Here is a 16,882-nt window from a genome sequence, read left to right as displayed (position 1 = left end):
TCTTCTCGCGTCGTCGTGGTGCGCGGGCGGGGCACTAGTTCTGGGCCGCCATGGCGTCGCGCAGGCTCTTGGGACGCAGATCGGTCCAGTGCTCTTCGATGTAGGCCAGGCAGTCCTGGCGCCGGTCCGGGCCGAGGGCGACCCGCCAGCCGGCGGGGACATCGGCGAACGCCGGCCACAGGGAGTGCTGTTCCTCGTCGTTGACCAGCACGTGGAACATGCCGTTGTCGTCGTCGAAGGGGTTCGTGCTCATGCGGGCTCCTCACCCTTGAGATACCGGTCGATGACGGTGGAGATCTCGGCCGCCGGTTTGGGGTCGGTCAGGCCGAAGTGTGTGACGTCGATGTCGAAGGTGTGCAACGGTCCCTCGAGGTAGGGGTCCCACAGACCGGGCTGTGCCTCAGGGCTGCGCGTCGCGTTGAAGAACAGAGTGGTGCCGCGGTACGTGGGCTGTGCGAACTCCGCGACCAGGCGGGCGTGTTCGACGATGATGGCCGAGCCGTTGTCGAGGACGGCGTTGCGTTCCTCGTCCGCGGCGTCGCCCGGCAGGTAGCCGTCGAGCAGGTCGCGTGCCTCGGAGCGGACGAGGTGTCCCTCCGACAGCTGCTTGAAGCAGTTGCCCGGTACGGCGTCGAGCAGGGCGACGAGGGCGACCTGGTGTCCGCGGTGCTGGAGTGAGGCGCCGACTGCCTGGGCGAGGGTGCCGCCGATGGAATGCCCGGCCAGGTGGAAGGGGCCGTGCGGCTGGACGGCGAGGATCTGTTCGACGTAGTCGTCGACCATCGCCGCGAAGGTGTGCGGCAGCGGTGTGCCGTCGAAGCCCCGGGCCTGGATGCCGTACACCGGGCGGTCCTCGAAGCCGGCGGCTAGGCCCAGGTAGGACCAGCACAGGCCGAAGCCGGGGTGGAGGAACCACAGGGGAGGCTTGCTGCCGCCGGTCCGCAGCGGCAGGAGCACGTCGAGCGGTCCGCCGCCGTCGGTGGTCTCCAGGCCTGTGGACAGGCGGGCCGCGAGCTGTGCGACGGTGGGGGCCTGGAACACCAGGCGGAGCGGGACCTCCAGCTTCAGTACCGTGCGGATCCGGCTGATGAGGCGGGTGGCGAGCAGTGAGTGTCCGCCCAGTGTGAAGAAGTTGTCGTCGAGCCCGATCCGTTCCAGGCCCAGGATCTGCGCGAACACGCTCGCCAGCAGCTCCTCCTGCGCATTGCGGGGGGCCCGGTAGGCGGCTTCGCTGGCGAACTGCGGGGCGGGCAGTGCCGTGCGGTCCACCTTGCCGGTCGCGGCCAGCGGGAAGGCGTCCAGGACCACGAAGGCCGACGGCACCATGTGCTCGGGCAGCCGCTGTCCGGCGAAGGAGCGCAGCTCGTCCACGTCGAGTGTTGCTCCGGGGGCCGAGGTGAGGTAGGCGACCAGGCGTTTGCCGGTGCCGCGGTGATCGCGCGCGACCACGACCGCCTGCCCGACCCGGGGGTGGCCAGCGAGCACCGTCTCCACCTCGCCGAGCTCGATGCGAAAGCCCCGGACCTTGACCTGGTTGTCGACGCGGCCGCGGAAGAGCAGCCGGCCCTGCGGGGTCCATGCCGCGGTGTCGCCGGTGCGGTACATGCGCTCGCCGGGGCTGCCGAAGGGGCAGGGCACGAAGCGTTCCGCGGTCAGGCCGTGCCGGCCCAGATAGCCGCGGGCCAGCCGCTCGCCGGCGACGTACAGCTCGCCGTAGACGCCTACGGGCACCGGGCGCAGCGCCGCGTCCAGGACGTAGAGCCGGGTGTTGTCCATCGGCCGGCCGATCGGTACGACGTCGCCCGGCTCGTCCGCGCCGGTGACGATGTGCACGGAGGTGGCCGCGGTGGTCTCGGTCGGGCCGTATCCGTTGACCACGGTCAGGCCGGCGCAGGCGCGCCGCACCCGGGCCACGGCGGCCGGGGTGACCACGTCGCCGACGGTCCACACCTCGCGGGCCCCGTCGAAGGCGCCGGGTGCCTCGTCGGCTATGGCCATGAACTGGCCTGCCGTCATGATGAGGCCGGTGACGCCCTGTGTGGTGATCACGTCCGCGAGGCCGGAGGGGTCCAGCCGCCCGGACGGCAGGACGACGATGGCGCAGCCCCGCAGCAGGGGCACCCACAGCTCGTAGGTGAAGGTGTCGAATGCCTGGGTGTTGTGCATGAGGACCCGCTCGATGCGGCTGTCGTGCAGGCTCCGGTCCGCCGTCAGCACCGCCAGTGCCCGGTGGGAGATGCCGACCGCCTTGGGCCGGCCGGTGGAGCCGGAGGTGTACATCACGTAGCACAGTTGGTCGGCGTGCCCGCGGGCGGCCGCGCCGGACGGCTGCGCCGGGGCGGCGGCGATCTGCCGGGCTGTGTCCTCCGCGTCGATGACGAGGTGCGGGCAGGTGCTGTGCGGCAGCTCGGCGGAGGTCCGCCGGTCGGTCACCAGGACCACGGGGTTCGCGTCGCCCAGCATGAAGGCGATGCGTTCGGCGGGGTAGGCCGCGTCGATCGGCAGATAGACGCCGCCGGCCTTGGCGATGGCGAGTACGGCAATGATGTGCTCGGGTGAGCGCGGCAGGGCGAGGCCGACCAGGGACTCCGGGCCGACTCCGGATGCCGCCAGGACGTGTGCGAGCCGGTTGGCCCGTTCGTCGAGGTCCCGGTAGGTGAGGGTGGTGTCGCCGCACATCACCGCGACCGCCTGCGGGTGCCGGGCGGCCCGCTGTTCGAACAGGTCGGCCACGTTCTCCTGGGCGGCTTCGGCCGCGGTGGTGTTGAACCCGGTCAGCAGTTGCCGGCGTTCGGCCGGTGTCACCACGTCGATCCGGCCCACCGCGGCGGCGGGGTCTTCCGCGAGGTCCTCCAGGATCCGTGTCAGCCGGGCGGCGAGGCGCTGGACGGTCTGTGCGTCGAAGGCGTCGTCCCGGTAGCCCAGGATCAGCTGCAGGTCGGGGTCGGCGGTGGCGAACAGGGCGAGCGGGTAGTGGACCGCCGCCTCCCAGTCCATTGCGGTGATGGTGATCCCGGCCGCGCCCAGCGTCTTCTCGAGGCCGTCGTCGTCGGCCGGGTAGGACTCGAAGACCACTACCGAGTCGAAGAGGGTGGCCAGTTGTGTGGCCCGGTGGATCTCGGCGAGTCCGAGGTGGTGGTGGTCCATCAGCGCGGCCTGCCGCTCCTGGAGGTCGCGCAGCAGCTCGGCGGTGCTCTGCTGGGGCTGTGGACTCACCCGCACCGGAAGGGTGTTGATGAACAGGCCGACCATCGCTTCCACGCCGGCCACCTGCGGGGGCCTGCCGGAGACGGTCGCGCCGAACACCACGTCTTGGCGGCCGGTCTGTGCCGCGAGCAGCAGGGCCCAGGCCCCCTGCACCAGGGTGTTGAGGGTGATGCCGAGCTCCGCCGCGCGCTGTGACAGCCTGCGTGCGGTGTCCTCGGGCAGGTCGACCGGTGTCCTGCGGTGGCTGCCGTCGGCGTCCTGCCGTGCCTGGGGAGCCACCAGTGTCGGCTCGTTCACCCCGTCCAGCTCCGCTTGCCAGGCTCGTGCCGCCGCCTCGCGGTCCTGGCGGGCGAGCCAGTCGAGGAAGTCCCGGTAGGGGGGTATGCGCTCCAGTGACGCGGCGTCGCCGGCGGTGGCGTAGAGGCTCAGCAGATCCTGCAGCACCAGGGGCGCCGACCAGCCGTCGTAGACGATGTGGTGGACCGTCAGTACCAAGGCATGCCGGTCTGCCGCCCGCTTGACGAGGGCCAGCCGCAGCATCGGTGGCGCCGAGGGGTCAAAGCGCGTGGCCTGGTCCGCGGCGAGCAGCTCCCGCAGGTGCGCCGCTTGCTCCTGGTCGGGCAGCTCGCTCACGTCCAGCGTCTGCCAGGGCAGTTCGACCCGCTGGAGCAGCAGCTGCACGGGGTCGCCGTCCGAGGTGGCCACGAACGCGGTGCGCAGACTGTCGTAGCGGTCCAGCAGGGCCTGGCCGGCCGCCCGCATCCGCTCGGGCTCCACGGGGCCGTCCAGGTGGAAGACCAGCTGCACCTGGTAGGCGTCGGATTCGGCGCCCGCCAGCTGGCTTTGGAAGAGCAGGCCGGACTGCATCGAGGTGAGCGGCCAGACGTCGGTCACGCCCGGGTGGCGCTGCTCCCACTCCTCCAGGTCCCGCTGGCGCACTTGGGCCAGCGGCACATCGGACGGTGTCAGGCCGCCTGCCTGTGGTGTGCGGGCGTGGCGGGCCAGCGCCTCCAGGGCGGTGCGCCACAGGTCCGCGAACTGCCGTGCCTCCTGCCGGGTGAGCACCCCGGTGGGGAAGGCGATGTCGGCGCTCAGCCGGGGGCCCTGCGGGGTCTCGGTGGCGTACGCGGTGACGTCCAGGACGGCCAGGGCCGGGGCGGTCGGCTCCGGGGCCAGGTCGTCCAGGCCGTGGGCGATCGTCCAGCCCGTGGCGCCGGCCTGCGGCGTCTGACCGGCCGTGCCGAAGCGGCCCAGGTAGTTGAAGAGGACCTGCCCGTCGCCGTGGGCCGAAAGGGCCTGTGCGGTGCGCGGGTTGAGGTGGCGCAGCAGGCCGTAGCCGATGCCCTTGTCGGGGATCTTGCGGAGCTGTTCCTTGACGGTTTTCACGGCCTGGCCCGCCGGGCGGCCGCCGCGTAGCGCCTCGTCGAGATCGATGCCGCCCACGTCGAGCCGGACGGGGTAGACGCTGGTGAACCAGCCGACCGTGCTGGTGGTGTCGGTGCCGGGGACCGCGCCTTCCTCGCGGCCGTGTCCTTCGAGCCGGATCAGCGGTGCGGTCTCGTCGATCCCCCGCCGGCAGCACCATGTGGCCAGGGCCAGCGCGAGCGCGGTGAGCAGGCCGTCGTCGACACCGCCGTGGAAGGCGGCGGGCAGTGTGGTCAGCAGCGCCTCGGTGGTGCGGTGGTCCAGCTCGATGCGCACCGTCTCCACGCTGGTGCGCACGTCGAGGGCCGGGTCGAGGGCGCGGGAGCCGAGCAGCGGCTCGGGGCGTTCCAGTACCTGCTGCCAGTAGGCGAGTTCGCTGACCCGCTCGGGCGCGGTGGCCGCTTCGAGCAGACCGTAGGACCAGCGGCGCATGGTGGTGGGCACCGGGGCGAGCCGCACCGGGCGGCCCTGTCGGTGCTGGTCCCATGCCTGGGCGAGGTCGGTCAGCAGGATGCGCCAGGAGACGCCATCGACGACGAGGTGGTGCAGGATCAGGACCAGGCGTCCGGCGGTGTGCGGTCCGGCGTCGCACCACAGGATGCGGGCCATGTGCCCGGCGGCCGCGTCCAGTTCGCGGGTGAGCGCGGTGACCTCGTCCTTGGTCTTCTGCCGCCAGCCGGGGTCGTCCCAGTCGCCGGTGCAGGGGCTGTGGTGCAGCAGAGCGGCCACGTCGGTGGTGCCGGGCGCGGCGGCGTCCAGGCCCGGCTCACCGGCGCGGATACGGAGCTGGGAGCGCAGCATGTCGTGGTGGTCGACGACCGCGGACAGTACGGCCACCAGGGCGGCCTTGTCGATCCCGGTCGGCAGTTCCACCGCCATCGACATGGCGAATCCGTCGTGGTTTCCCACCACTTCGGCCATCTGGCGCATCACCGGCATCAGCGGCATCCAGCCGACTCCGCCGCCCGCGGGTTCGCGGCGGTTCGGTCCGCGCTGGTCGCCGGCCGCGGCGGCTTCGGCGAGCTCGGCCACGGTGCGGTGTTTGAACATCAGCCGCGGTGTGATCCTGATGCCCTGTTCGCGGGCGCGGGAGACGACCTGGATGGAGCGGATGCTGTCGCCGCCGATCGCGAAGAAGTCGGCGTCGATTCCGACCCGGTCCTGGTGGAGGATGTCGGCGTAGATGGCGGCGAGGGTCTTCTCGGCGTCGGTGCGCGGCGCCTGGTAGGCGCTCTCCTCGGCCGGCGGTTCGGGCAGCGCGGCCTTGTCGAGCTTGCCGTTGGGCGTCAGCGGCAGGCTGTCGAGCAGTATGAGCTGTGCGGGCACCATGAACTGCGGGAGCCGGTCGGCCAGGTGCGTGCGCAGTTCGTCGGCGTCCGTTGTCCGCCCGTCGGCAGCAGGTGTGGGGACCGCGTAGCCCACCAGGCGTGGTCCGCCGTCCTTGCCTTCGCGGACGATGACGACGGCCTGGGCGACGTGCGGGTGCTGCTCCAGGACCGCGGAGATCTCTGCGGGCTCGATGCGCAGACCGTTGATCTTGACCTGGTCGTCGCTGCGGCCGACGTAGACCAGTTGCCCGTCCGTACCCTGGCGCACGAGGTCGCCGGTGCGGTACATCCGCGTTCCGGGGGGTCCGTAGGGGTCGGCGACGAATCGCTCGGCGGTGAGTCCGCGGCGGTGGAGGTATCCGCGGGCCAGGCTGGGCCCGGCCACGTAGAGCTCGCCTGCGACACCGGGTGCCACCGGCACGAGCCGGTCGTCGAGGACCCTGAGCCGGTTGCCGTCGACTGCGGTGCCGATGGGCGTGTGGCTGGTGTCCAGCGGGGCGCTGACGGCGCCGCAGATCGTGGTTTCGGTGGGGCCGTAGGCGTTGACGAAGCGGCGCCCCGGCGCCCAGGCGGCGACCAGGGACGGCGGGCAGGCTTCTCCGCCGACGGTGACGGTGCGCAGTTGCGGCAGGGTGCGTGCGGCGTCGGCGGGGAGGGCGGCGAGCACGCTGGGGGGCAGCATGACGTGTGTGATGCCGTGGTCGTCCAGGTTCTGCAGCAGAGTGTCACCGACCAGGCGCTGTTCACGGGGCACCACGAGGGTGGCGCCGACGGTGAGGGTCTGTACGAGCTCCCAGAGGGCGGCGTCGAAGCTGGGCGCGGCGACCTGGAGGACGCGGGAGTCGGGGGTCAGTGCGAGGCGGTCCCGTGTGGTGCGGCTCAAGGCCGCGAGGCCCGCGTGGGTGACGGTGACGCCCTTGGGCAGGCCGGTCGAGCCGGAGGTGAAGATGACATAGGCGGGGTGGTCGGGAACCAGGGCGACCTCGGGGTCCACCGCCGGGCTGTCCTGCCAGGCCGCCCGGACCGCCGGGCTGTCGACGGCCACGACCTCGGTGCTCTGCGGGTCCGGGAGCAACCCGATGTGGTCGGTGGTGGTCAGCAGGACGGAGGGGGCCGCGTCGCGGAGCATGAACAGGATGCGGTCGGCCGGGTAGTCGGGGTCGACGGGCAGATACGCGGCGCCGGCCTTGAAGATGCCGAGGGCGATGGCGACTTGGTCGGCGCTGCGTGCCATGGCGACGCCGACCGACTGCTCGGGGCCGATGCCCCGGGCGATCAGCCAGTGTGCGATCCGGTTCGCCCGCGCGTTCAGCTCCTCGTACGACCATGACGCGTCGGCGGATTCCACAGCGGTGGCCTGCGGAGCCCGTACCAGCCGGTTGTGGAAGAGCTGTGGGAAGGTGGCCGCCGCCACCGTTTGCTCGGTCTGCTGCTCGGCGGCGAGCAGGGCGCTGCGTTCCTCGGCGGTGAGGATGTCGACGTCGCCGATGCGCTGCGAGGGGTCGTGGACGGCGGCGGCGATGAGCCGTTCCCAGCGGGCGATGAGCGTTTCGATCGTGGCGGCGTCGAACAGCACGGTGGAGTACTCGGCCGCGATGTGGATGCCGGCCGGTGCGGTGCGGTCGTGGAAGGTTTCGCTCAGGCTCAGTGTCAGGTCGTAGCGGGAGGTTCCGGTGCCCACGTCCTCGCTGACGACCCGCAGTCCGGGCAGTTCGAAGTCGATGTCCTCGGTGTTCTGCAGGATCAGGGCCACCTGGAAGAGCGGGTTGACCGATGCGGAGCGCTGGGGGTTGAGCTTTTCGACGAGGGCGTCGAAGGGAATGTCCTGGTGGGTGTAGGCGGCCAGGCTCGTCCTGCGGGTCCGGTCGAGCAGTTCGGCGAAGGTCGGGTCGCCCGAGGTGTCGGTGCGCATCACCTGGACGTTGACGAAGAGTCCGATCAGGTCGTTGAGGTTCTCGTCGACCCGGCCGGCGATGCCGCTGCCGAGCGCGATGTCCGTGCCCACTCCCAGCCGGCTCAGCAGCGCGGCCATGGTGGCCTGCAGCACCATGAAGGGGGTGGTGCGGGTGGAGTGGGCCAGTGCGCCGAGGCCGTCGTGCAGCGTGGCGTCCATGGTGAACTGCAGCAAGGCTCCGCTGCGGTCCAGTTCCGCGGGGCGCGGCCGGTCGCCGGGCACCGTGACGGTCTCGGGGAGCCTGGCCAACTGGCGGGACCAGTAGCGGTACTGCCTGCTGAACAGGCTGTCCGGGTCGGTGTCGTCGCCCAGGAGCGTGCGCTGCCACAGGGCGTAGTCCGCGTACTGGAGCGGCAGCGGCGTCCAGTTGGGGGCCGCGCCCTGGGTGCGGGCGGCGTAGGCCGTGGCGAGGTCCTTGGCCAGCGGTGTCGCGGACCAGCCGTCCGCCGCGATGTGGTGGACCACCAGGGCCAGGACGTACGTGGTCGGTCCCGCGCCGAGCAGGACCGGCTTGAAGGGGATCTCGTCGGCGAGGTCGAAGGGGTGGCGGGCGGCAGCGTCGACGGCTGCGGCCACACCGTCCTCGCCCTCGACGGGGCGTACGGGGAGGGCGATTCGGGCGTGTTCGGGCGCGAGGACCTGCTGGTAGGGCTTGCCGTCGACCTCCCGGTAGACCGTGCGCAGGATCTCGTGCCGGGTCACGACGTCGTTGACCGCCTCCTCCAGCGCTCGTACGTCGAGGTCACCGTCGAGTCGGAGGACCACCGGCAGGTTGTAGGTGGCCGCGGAGCCCTCGAGTTTGTGCAGGAACCACAGCCTGCGCTGGGGGAAGGACAGCGGGAGCCGGTCGGGCCGGTCGGTCGCGGGGGCCAGCGGCGGCCGGGAGCCGGACGAGCCGTCCAGGTGCGGGACGAGGCCGGCCACGGTGGGGTGGGTGAACAGGGTGCGCAGTTCCACCTCGCTGCGCAGTGCGACCCGGATGCGGTTGACGAGCTTTGTGGCCATGATCGAGTGGCCGCCCAGGGCGAAGAAGTCGTCGTCGATACCGACCCGGTCCACGTGCAGGACCTCGGCGAACAGCTCGCACAGCAGCTCTTCCTGAGCGGTGCGCGGGCCTCTGCCCGTGGTGCCCGCGGCGAAGTGGGGTGCGGGCAGTGCCTGTCGGTCCAGCTTGCCGTTGGCGGACAGCGGCATGGCGTCGACGGCGACGACGGCGGCCGGCACCAGGTGCGCGGGCATCCGCTCCTGGAGGTAGCCGCGCACCGCGTCGGTCAGATCGCCGCTGCGGTGCTCTGCGGCGACCACGTAGGCGACGAGCTGTTTGTTCCGGGTGTCGGCGAGGTCCCGGGCGACGACCACGGCCTGGGCGACGTCGGGGTGTTCGGCCAGGGCGCGCTCGACCTCGGCGGGTTCGACGCGGATGCCGCGGATCTTGACTTGGCTGTCGTCGCGGCCGAGGTACTCCAACTGCCCGTCCGGGGTCCAACGGGCCAGGTCACCGGTGCGGTACATGCGCGCGCCCGCGGGGCCGAAGGGGTCCGCCACGAAGCGCTCCGCGGTCAGGTCCGCGCGGCCGAGGTAGCCGCGGGCGATGTTCCCGCCGACGTACAGCTCGCCTGCCCGGCCCGGCGGTACGGGAGTGAGCGCGGGGCCGAGGATGTAGGTGCGCATGTTTCCGATCGGCGTGCCGATCGGGGTGCTCTGGGTGGCCTGCCCGGGCTGTCCGGTCGGGGCGGTGAAGGTGGTGGCGTAGAACGACTCGGTCTGCCCGTAGGCGTTGACGATGCGGGCATCGGGCAGTGCCTGGCGGATGCGGCGTACGAGCGCGGTCGGCAGGCTCTCGCCCGCCAGGACGAGGGTGACCGGGTCGGGGAGCGCGGGCATGCGGTCGACGAGTTCGGCGCAGACCGACGGCACGGTGCTGATCACGTTCGCCGACACCGTCTCGCGTTCGGCGAGCACCAGGGAGTCCCTGGCGAGCTCGACGCTTCCGCCGCGGGCCAGTGTCGTCATGGTCTCGAAGACGGACACGTCGAAGTTGATGGAGGCGCCCGCGAACATCCGGGTGTGCGCGTCCACCCCGATCCGCTCGGCGAGCTGCGTCACGCCGTTGACCACGTTGGCGTGGGTGACCACCACGCCCTTGGGGGTGCCGGTGGAGCCGGAGGTGTACATCACGTAGGCGGCGTGGCCCGGCTGCGGTGTCGCGGCCGGCTGCTGTGGCGTGTCACCGGCTTCGAGGTCGATGTCGTCGAGCAGCAGCGTGGCGACTCCGTGGTCGGGGAGGCGGTCCCTGGTGGCGGCGTCGGTGAGGATCAGTCCGGGCCGGGCGCTGCGCAGGATGTGCTCGAGGCGGGAGCCGGGGTAGTGCGGGTCGATGGGCAGATAGGCTCCGGCGGCCTTCCAGATCGCGAGCATGCCGGTGATCAGGTCCGCCGTGCGCGGCAGTGCCAGGCCGACGACGGCCTCCGGCCCGACGCCCCGAGCTGTCAGTGCGGCGGCGAGACGGTCGGCGCGCTCGTTGAGCGCCGCGTAGGTGAGGCTGACGTCGTCGCAGGTCACGGCGGTAGCGTTGGGTGTCCGTGCCACTTGCTGTGCGAACAGGCCGGGGGCGGTCAGTTCGGGGGTGTGGGCCTGTGTGTGGTTGATGTCGACGAGGAAGCGGTCGCGTTCGGCGGGCTCGAGTAGTTCCACTTGGCTGACGGGCAGCTCGGGGTTCTCGGCCAGTTGCCCGAGGACGAGTCCGAGGCGGCGGGCCAGGAGGTTGGCCTGGTCGGGTGTCAGGAGGTGGTGCTGGTACTGCAGGCCGACCTTGAGGTGCGGTTCGGCGGAGGCCATGACGACGATCGGGTAGTGGGTGCTGCTGAGGGGGCTGAGGCCGGTGACCCGGATGCCGGCGGCCTCGTAGGCGTCGCTGAGCGCCACGCCGTCGATCGGGTAGGACTCGAAGACGACCAGGGTGTCGAAGAGTGTGCGCAGTCCGGTGGTCTGCTGCATCTCCAACAGGCCGTGATGGTGGTGGTCCAGGAGCGCGCTCTGGCGGTCCTGCAGTGTGGACAGGAGGCTGTGCAGCGTGTCGCCGGGTGCGCAGTCCATGCGCACCGGCACGGTGTTGACGAACATGCCGACCATCTCGCCGACGCCCTCGATCTGCGGCGGGCGGCCGGAGACGGTGGCGCCGAAGAGCACGTCGCGCTGTCCGGTCAGTCCGGCCAGGAGCACTCCCCATGTGCCCTGGACCAGGGTGTTGAGTGTCAGGCCGAGCTCGCTGGCGCGGCGGGCGAGGCGGATGGAGTGCTCCGTGGTGAGGGGTACGTCGACCTGTCCGACGCCGGAGGACTCGCCTCCTGCGGCCGGGGCGTCCGGCATCAGCAGCGTCGGCTCGTCGACGGCGTCCAGTTCCCGGGCCCAGGCGCGGGCGGACTCGTCGCGGTCCCGGCGGGCGAGCCAGGCCACGAAGTCGCGGTAGGCGGGTGCGGTGCCCAGTGCGGAGCCGTCGCCGCCGGAGCCGTACAGGCGCAGCAGGTCCTGCATCAGGAGGGGGACCGACCAGCCGTCGAACAGGACGTGGTGGGCGGTAAAGACCAGATTCCACCGGTCGGCGCTCAGCTTGATCAGGGAGAGCCGCAGGAGCGGCGCCTTGGCCGGGTCGAAAGAGGTGGCGTGCTCGGTGGTGAGGAAGTGCTTGCGGCGGGTGTGTTGTTCGTCGGCCAGCAGGGTGCTCAGATCGCACTCGTACCAGGGCATTTCGACGCCGGTCTGCACGATCTGGACCCGGTTGCCGGCGCTGTCGGTCACGAAGGATGTCCGCAAGTTGGCGTGGCGCTCCAGCAGTGCCTGTCCGGCCGCCTTCAGCCGGTGCGGTACGACCTCGCCCGCGAGGTGGAGGACGAACTGCATCTGGTAGGCGTCGAAGGAGGCGCCGGCGAGCTCGGTGTGGAAGAGCAGGCCCTCCTGCATGGCGGTCGACGGCCATACGTCGGCCAGCGCCGGGAAGCGTTCCTGCCAGATGTCCAGCTCGCTCTGGCTGACCGTGACGAGGGGTACGTCGGAGGGGGTGAGGCGGCCCTCGCCGTCCTGCGCGGCGTGCTGGGCAAGGCTTTCCAGGGCGGTCTGCCACAAGGCGGCGAGCTCTTGGACGTCCTGTGCTGCCAGCAGCCCGGCGGGGTGGTCCAGGTGTGCTTCGAGGCGTGGGCCCTGTGCGGTGTCGGTGACGTACGCGGTGACGGCCAGGGCCGCAAGAGCGGGCATGTCCGCGGGGAGCCGGGGCACCAGCATGGTGGTGTCCTCGGCCTGGGTGAAGCCCAGGCCGCGCAGGTTGTCGGGCATGTTGTGGGAGCCTGCGTAGTGGCCCAGGTAGTTGAAGGTGATCTGCCCGGGCCGGTGCCGTTCGAGGATGGCCGCGGACTCGGCGTCGAGGTAGCGCAGCATGCCGTAGCCGACGCCCTTGTCCGGGACGGCGAGGAGTTGTTCCTTGACGGCCTTGAGGGCGGCTGCGGCGGCGTCGCCGCCGGTGAGGGCCTGGTCCAGGTCGATGCCCGAGACGTTCAGGCGCACCGGGTACATGCTGGTGAACCAGCCCATGGTGCGCGAGAGGTCGGCGCCGGGAATGATGTCCTGCTCGCGGCCGTGGCCTTCCAGGCGGATCAGCACCGAGGGTTCTGTGCTGTGGCGCTTTCTGCGCCAGGCGGCGACGGCGAGGGTGAAGGCGGTCAGCAGTCCGTCGTTCACTCCGCAGCGGAAGGCGGCGGGCAGCGCGGTGAGCAGGTTCTCGGTGGCCTGGGGCGAGAGCTCCAGTTGGACGCGCTGGACGGTGGCCATGGTGTCGACGGTGGCGTCGAAGGGCCTGTCGCCCAGCTCGGGATCGGATCCGGACAGGGTCCGGCTCCACAGGTCGAGCTCCTTGGCGCGGGTGGCGGGTGCGGTGTCGGTGAGCGCATGGGCCCAGCGGCGCATCGAGGTACCCACTGCGGGCAGCTGCGGGGCGTGGCCTTCGCGGATCTGCCGCCAGGCGTCGGCGAGGTCGGGCAGCAGGATGCGCCAGGAGACGCCGTCCACGGCGAAGTGGTGCAGCACGATGCTGAGGCGTCCGGGGTTGTCGGTGCCCGTGTCGAACCAGACGAACTGGGCCATCACGCCGCCCGCGGCATCCAGTCGGGCCGCTGCGGCCTCGAGCTCGTGGGAGGCCTGCGCTCGCCATGCGTCGTTCCAGGCGCCGTCGGTCACCACGCGGTGGATGAGCGCTTCCACGTCGGCGCTGTGCGGTTCGGCCACCTCGAGCCCGGTGCGCTCGCCGGTGATCAGCCGGGAGCGCAGGATGTCGTGGCGGTCGAAGGCGGCCGACAGGGTCGCGATCAGACCCGTGCGGTCGATTGCGGCCGGAAGGTCGACGGTCATCGCCATGGTGAACCGGTCGGTGTCTCCGCCGAGTTCTTTCAGGTAGTGGCCGATGGGCATCAGTGGGATGAATCCGACGCCGTCGCCGGGCAGTTCCTTCAGCGCGGGCTCGGTTTGCCGTTCGCGGGCGGCTGTGCGGGCGAGTTCCGCAACGGTGCGGCACTCAAAGATCTGACGGGGCGTCACTTGGATGCCCTGGGTCCTGGCCCGGGAGACGACCTGGATGGAGCGGATGCTGTCGCCGCCGACGGCGAAGAAGTCGTCGTCCACTCCGACCTGGTCGAGGCCGATCACCTCGGCGAAGACACCGGCGAGCACCAGTTCCGCCGGGGTGCTCGGGGCCCGGTAGACGGAGCCGGCGAACTCCGGTTGTGGCAGGGCCCGGTGGTCCACCTTGCCGTTGAGGGCCAGCGGCAGCCGGTCGAGGATCACGAACACCGACGGCACCATGAACTCCGGCAGTCTGCCGGAGACGAACCTGCGCAGATCGCGGGAGGAGACCGTGGCGGTCAGGTCGATGTCGAGGTCACCGAGGCTGTTGACCGCGGCGTGCCCCGAGTCCCACCGGTCCGTCGGCACCACGTAGCCGACGAGCACCGTGCGCCCTTCGTGCCGGCGGGTGACCACCAGGGCCTGCGCCACTCCTGGGTGAGCGGTCAGGGCCGCCTCCACCTCACCCGGCTCGATGCGGACCCCGTGCAGCTTGACCTGTGCGTCGTCCCGGCCGACGTACTCCAGACAGCCGTCGGCGCCCCAGCGGGCCAGGTCGCCGGTGCGGTACATGCGTGCGCCGGCTGGGCCGTGGGGGTCGGCCACGAAGCGCTCCGCCGTCAGGGTGGCCCTGCCGAGGTAGCCGCGCGCCACCCGGCCCGCCACGTAGAGCTCTCCCACCACGCCCGGGGCCACCGGCTCCAGGCCCGGCCCGAGGACGTAGGTGCGCATATTGCCCAGTGGGGTGCCGATGGGTGCGCTGGCTGTGGCGACCCCCTCGGCGCCGGCGGTGAAGGCGGTGGCGTAGAACGACTCGGTCTGACCGTAGGCGTTGACCACACGCACGCCCGGGATCGCCTCCCGGACCCGCGCCACGAGAGAGGCCGGCAGTGCCTCGCCGGCGAAGACGACCGCGTCGGCTCGGATCTTGCCGCCCAGGCGGTCCAGGAGCTCGGCGAATACGGAGGGGACGGTGCTGATGACGCCGCCGGACCAGCCGTCGCGCTCGCCGATGACGAGCACGTCGCGCACCACCTCGAGGACGCCGCCCCTGGCCAGCGTGGTGACGGTCTCGAAGACGGACACGTCGAAGTTGATGGATGTGCCCGCCAGGACTCGGGTGCCGGCGTCGATGCCGACCACGTCGGCCAGCCGCAGCACCCCGTTGACCACGTCCTCATGGGTGATCATCACGCCCTTGGGCCTGCCGGTCGAACCCGAGGTGTACATCACGTACGCCACGTTGGCGGGCCGGGTCGCAGTGCTGGGGACGGACGGAGTCGCCGCGGTGAAGTCGATGTCCTCGACGAGCAGTCGGGGGTGCCGCGATGCCGGGAGCACGGTGTCGGTGGCGGTGTCGGTCAGCAGCAGCTGAGGGTCCGCCTCGGACAGGATCGACTCCAGGCGTGTGCTGGGGTACCTGGGGTCGATGGGCAGATACGCGGCGCCGGCTTTCCAGATGCCCAGCAGGCACACGATCAGCGTCGCGGAGCGCGGCAGTGCCAGGCCCACCAGCGTCTCCGGGCCGACCCCGCGCACGGCCAGCTCCCGCGCCACCTTCTCGGCCCGCGCGTCCAGTTCCGCGTAGGTGAGGCTGATGTCGCCGTCGACCAAGGCGGTTGCCCCGGGAGTGGCGGCGGCCTGCCGTTCGATCAGTGCGTCGGCGGTCAGTGCGGGGGTCCGGGCGGCGGTGTCGTTGAACGCCCGGAGAACCAGCTCGCGCTCCGCGGCCGTGAGCACCTGTGCCGTCGCGACGGGGCGCGAGGGGGCACGGACCATGTGCTCCACGGTGCGCAGGAGGCGGTCCACGAAAGCCTGGGCCGTGGACCGGTCGAAGAGGTCGGTCGCATACTCCAGGAAGATCGACAGTCCGGGCGTGCCCGGCTCGTTGAAGAAGCTGAACTCCAGGTCGAACTTGGCCATCGACGTCCACAGCGGAGCGACCCTGCCCCGCAGCCCGTCGAGGTGCTCGATCTCGAGGCGAGCGCCGGTGGACCAGGTGAACATCACCTGGAACAGCGGGTGGTAGGCGTTGGACCGCTCCGGGTTGAGCGCCTCCACCAGGAGCTCGAACGGTGCGTCCTGGTTGTCGTAGGCCGCCAGCGCCTTGTCCTGCACCTGCAGGAGAACGTCTTCGAAGGTCGGACTGCCCGTCAGATTCGTGCGCAGCACCCAGGTGTTGACGAAGAACCCCACCAGTTCCGCGAGGTCCGCGTCCCGGCGGCCGGCGACGGTGGAGCCCATCGCAATGTCCTCGCCCGCGCCGTGCTGGTGCAACAGGACGGCAAGGGCCGCCTGGAACACCATCGCGACCGACGACCCGGTGCGTTTGGCCAGGTCCTCGGCCTCGGCAAGCACCGTCTCGTCGACCGTGCCCTCGACGACATCACCACGGTGGCTGGCTGCCTGCGGGCGCGGCCGGTCCGTGGGCAGGCGCAGGGGCTGTGGTGCCCCCTGCAGCTCCCGGCGCCAGTAGTCGAGCTGGGTGGAGACCACGCTGTCGGGGTCGCGTTCGTCACCGAGCAGTTCGCGCTGCCACATCGTGTAGTCGGCGTACTGGACGGGGAGTTCGGGCCAGCGTGGGTCCTCGCCGTGCAGCTGCGCCGTATAGGCGGCGCCCAGGTCGCGGGTGAGCGGGGGGATCGACTCGCCGTCGCCGGCGATGTGGTGGATCAGCAGCAGCAGCCGGTGCTCCCTGGCACCCGTGCGGAACAGGGTGGCCCGCACGGGGATGTCCTGGGACAGGACGAACGTGGCGAGCGCGGCGCTCCGGATCGCCTCGTCCACCCGTTCCGGTGCGATCTCGACCAGCGGGATGTCCAGGCGGACCTCATCGGCGGGCACCACCTGCTGGGCGGGAACGCCTTCGGAGTCCTCCACGATCAGGGTCCGCAAGCTCTCGTGGCGCATCACCACGGCGGCCACTGCCGCCCTCAGCGCCTCGACGTCCAACTCGCCCGTGAGTTCGACGAGAACGGGCACGTTGTAGGTCGCGGATGGGCCCTCGAACTTGTCGATGAACCACAGACGCCGCTGAGCGAAAGACAAAGGGATCATGATCTGGCACTCCTGTTCATCTTGCGCGGACGCGACAGCTCACCGCTGGTGCGGGTGGGAGCTGGGAGCGTGATAATCGGCGGCTGGTCACAAATCTGTGGACATCTCAGGAACGCCGTTCGCCCTTGCTCTCAGAAAGAGACGAGAACTGCGTCGCGACAGCAATCAGCTGTCCCGTCAACAGGACGCCGGCCAAGGATAGAAGCCGATTCCCCTGTCACCAATCTGAGGTACGTTCGGGCAAATCCAAACTGCGGCCCACCTTACAACTCCGCGCACCCCGGTCTCGAAGTGATGTGCCGGC

At 71.1% G+C, this 16,882-nt stretch carries 2 protein-coding genes; both read right to left on the bottom strand.

What is annotated here, in order from left to right; all coding sequences use genetic code 11:
• Positions 1-34 precede the first annotated feature (34 nt).
• A complete protein-coding gene (locus tag ACFV1J_RS21425; RefSeq protein ID WP_385860448.1) occupies positions 35-253 on the bottom strand; it encodes an MbtH family protein in 219 nt (72 codons plus the stop codon).
• Positions 250-16,578: an amino acid adenylation domain-containing protein gene (locus ACFV1J_RS21420; RefSeq protein WP_385860446.1), complete on the bottom strand. Its 16,329-nt coding sequence runs from the start codon at positions 16,576-16,578 to the stop codon at positions 250-252. The genes ACFV1J_RS21425 and ACFV1J_RS21420 overlap by 4 nt, the downstream gene beginning before the upstream one ends.
• Between the last annotated feature and the right edge of the window lie 304 nt (positions 16,579-16,882).

Source organism: Streptomyces sp. NPDC059649, from assembly GCF_042734445.1.
Taxonomy (GTDB): domain Bacteria; phylum Actinomycetota; class Actinomycetes; order Streptomycetales; family Streptomycetaceae; genus Streptomyces.
The sequence above is the reverse complement of the archived record's forward strand: the minus strand, read 5'-3'. Positions and strand labels throughout refer to the sequence as shown.

Coding starts and splice junctions, on each gene's coding strand:
- ACFV1J_RS21425 (WP_385860448.1), bottom strand. CDS start 253: ATGAGCACGAACCCCTTCGACGACGACAACGGCATGTTCCACGTGCTG.
- ACFV1J_RS21420 (WP_385860446.1), bottom strand. CDS start 16,578: ATGATCCCTTTGTCTTTCGCTCAGCGGCGTCTGTGGTTCATCGACAAG.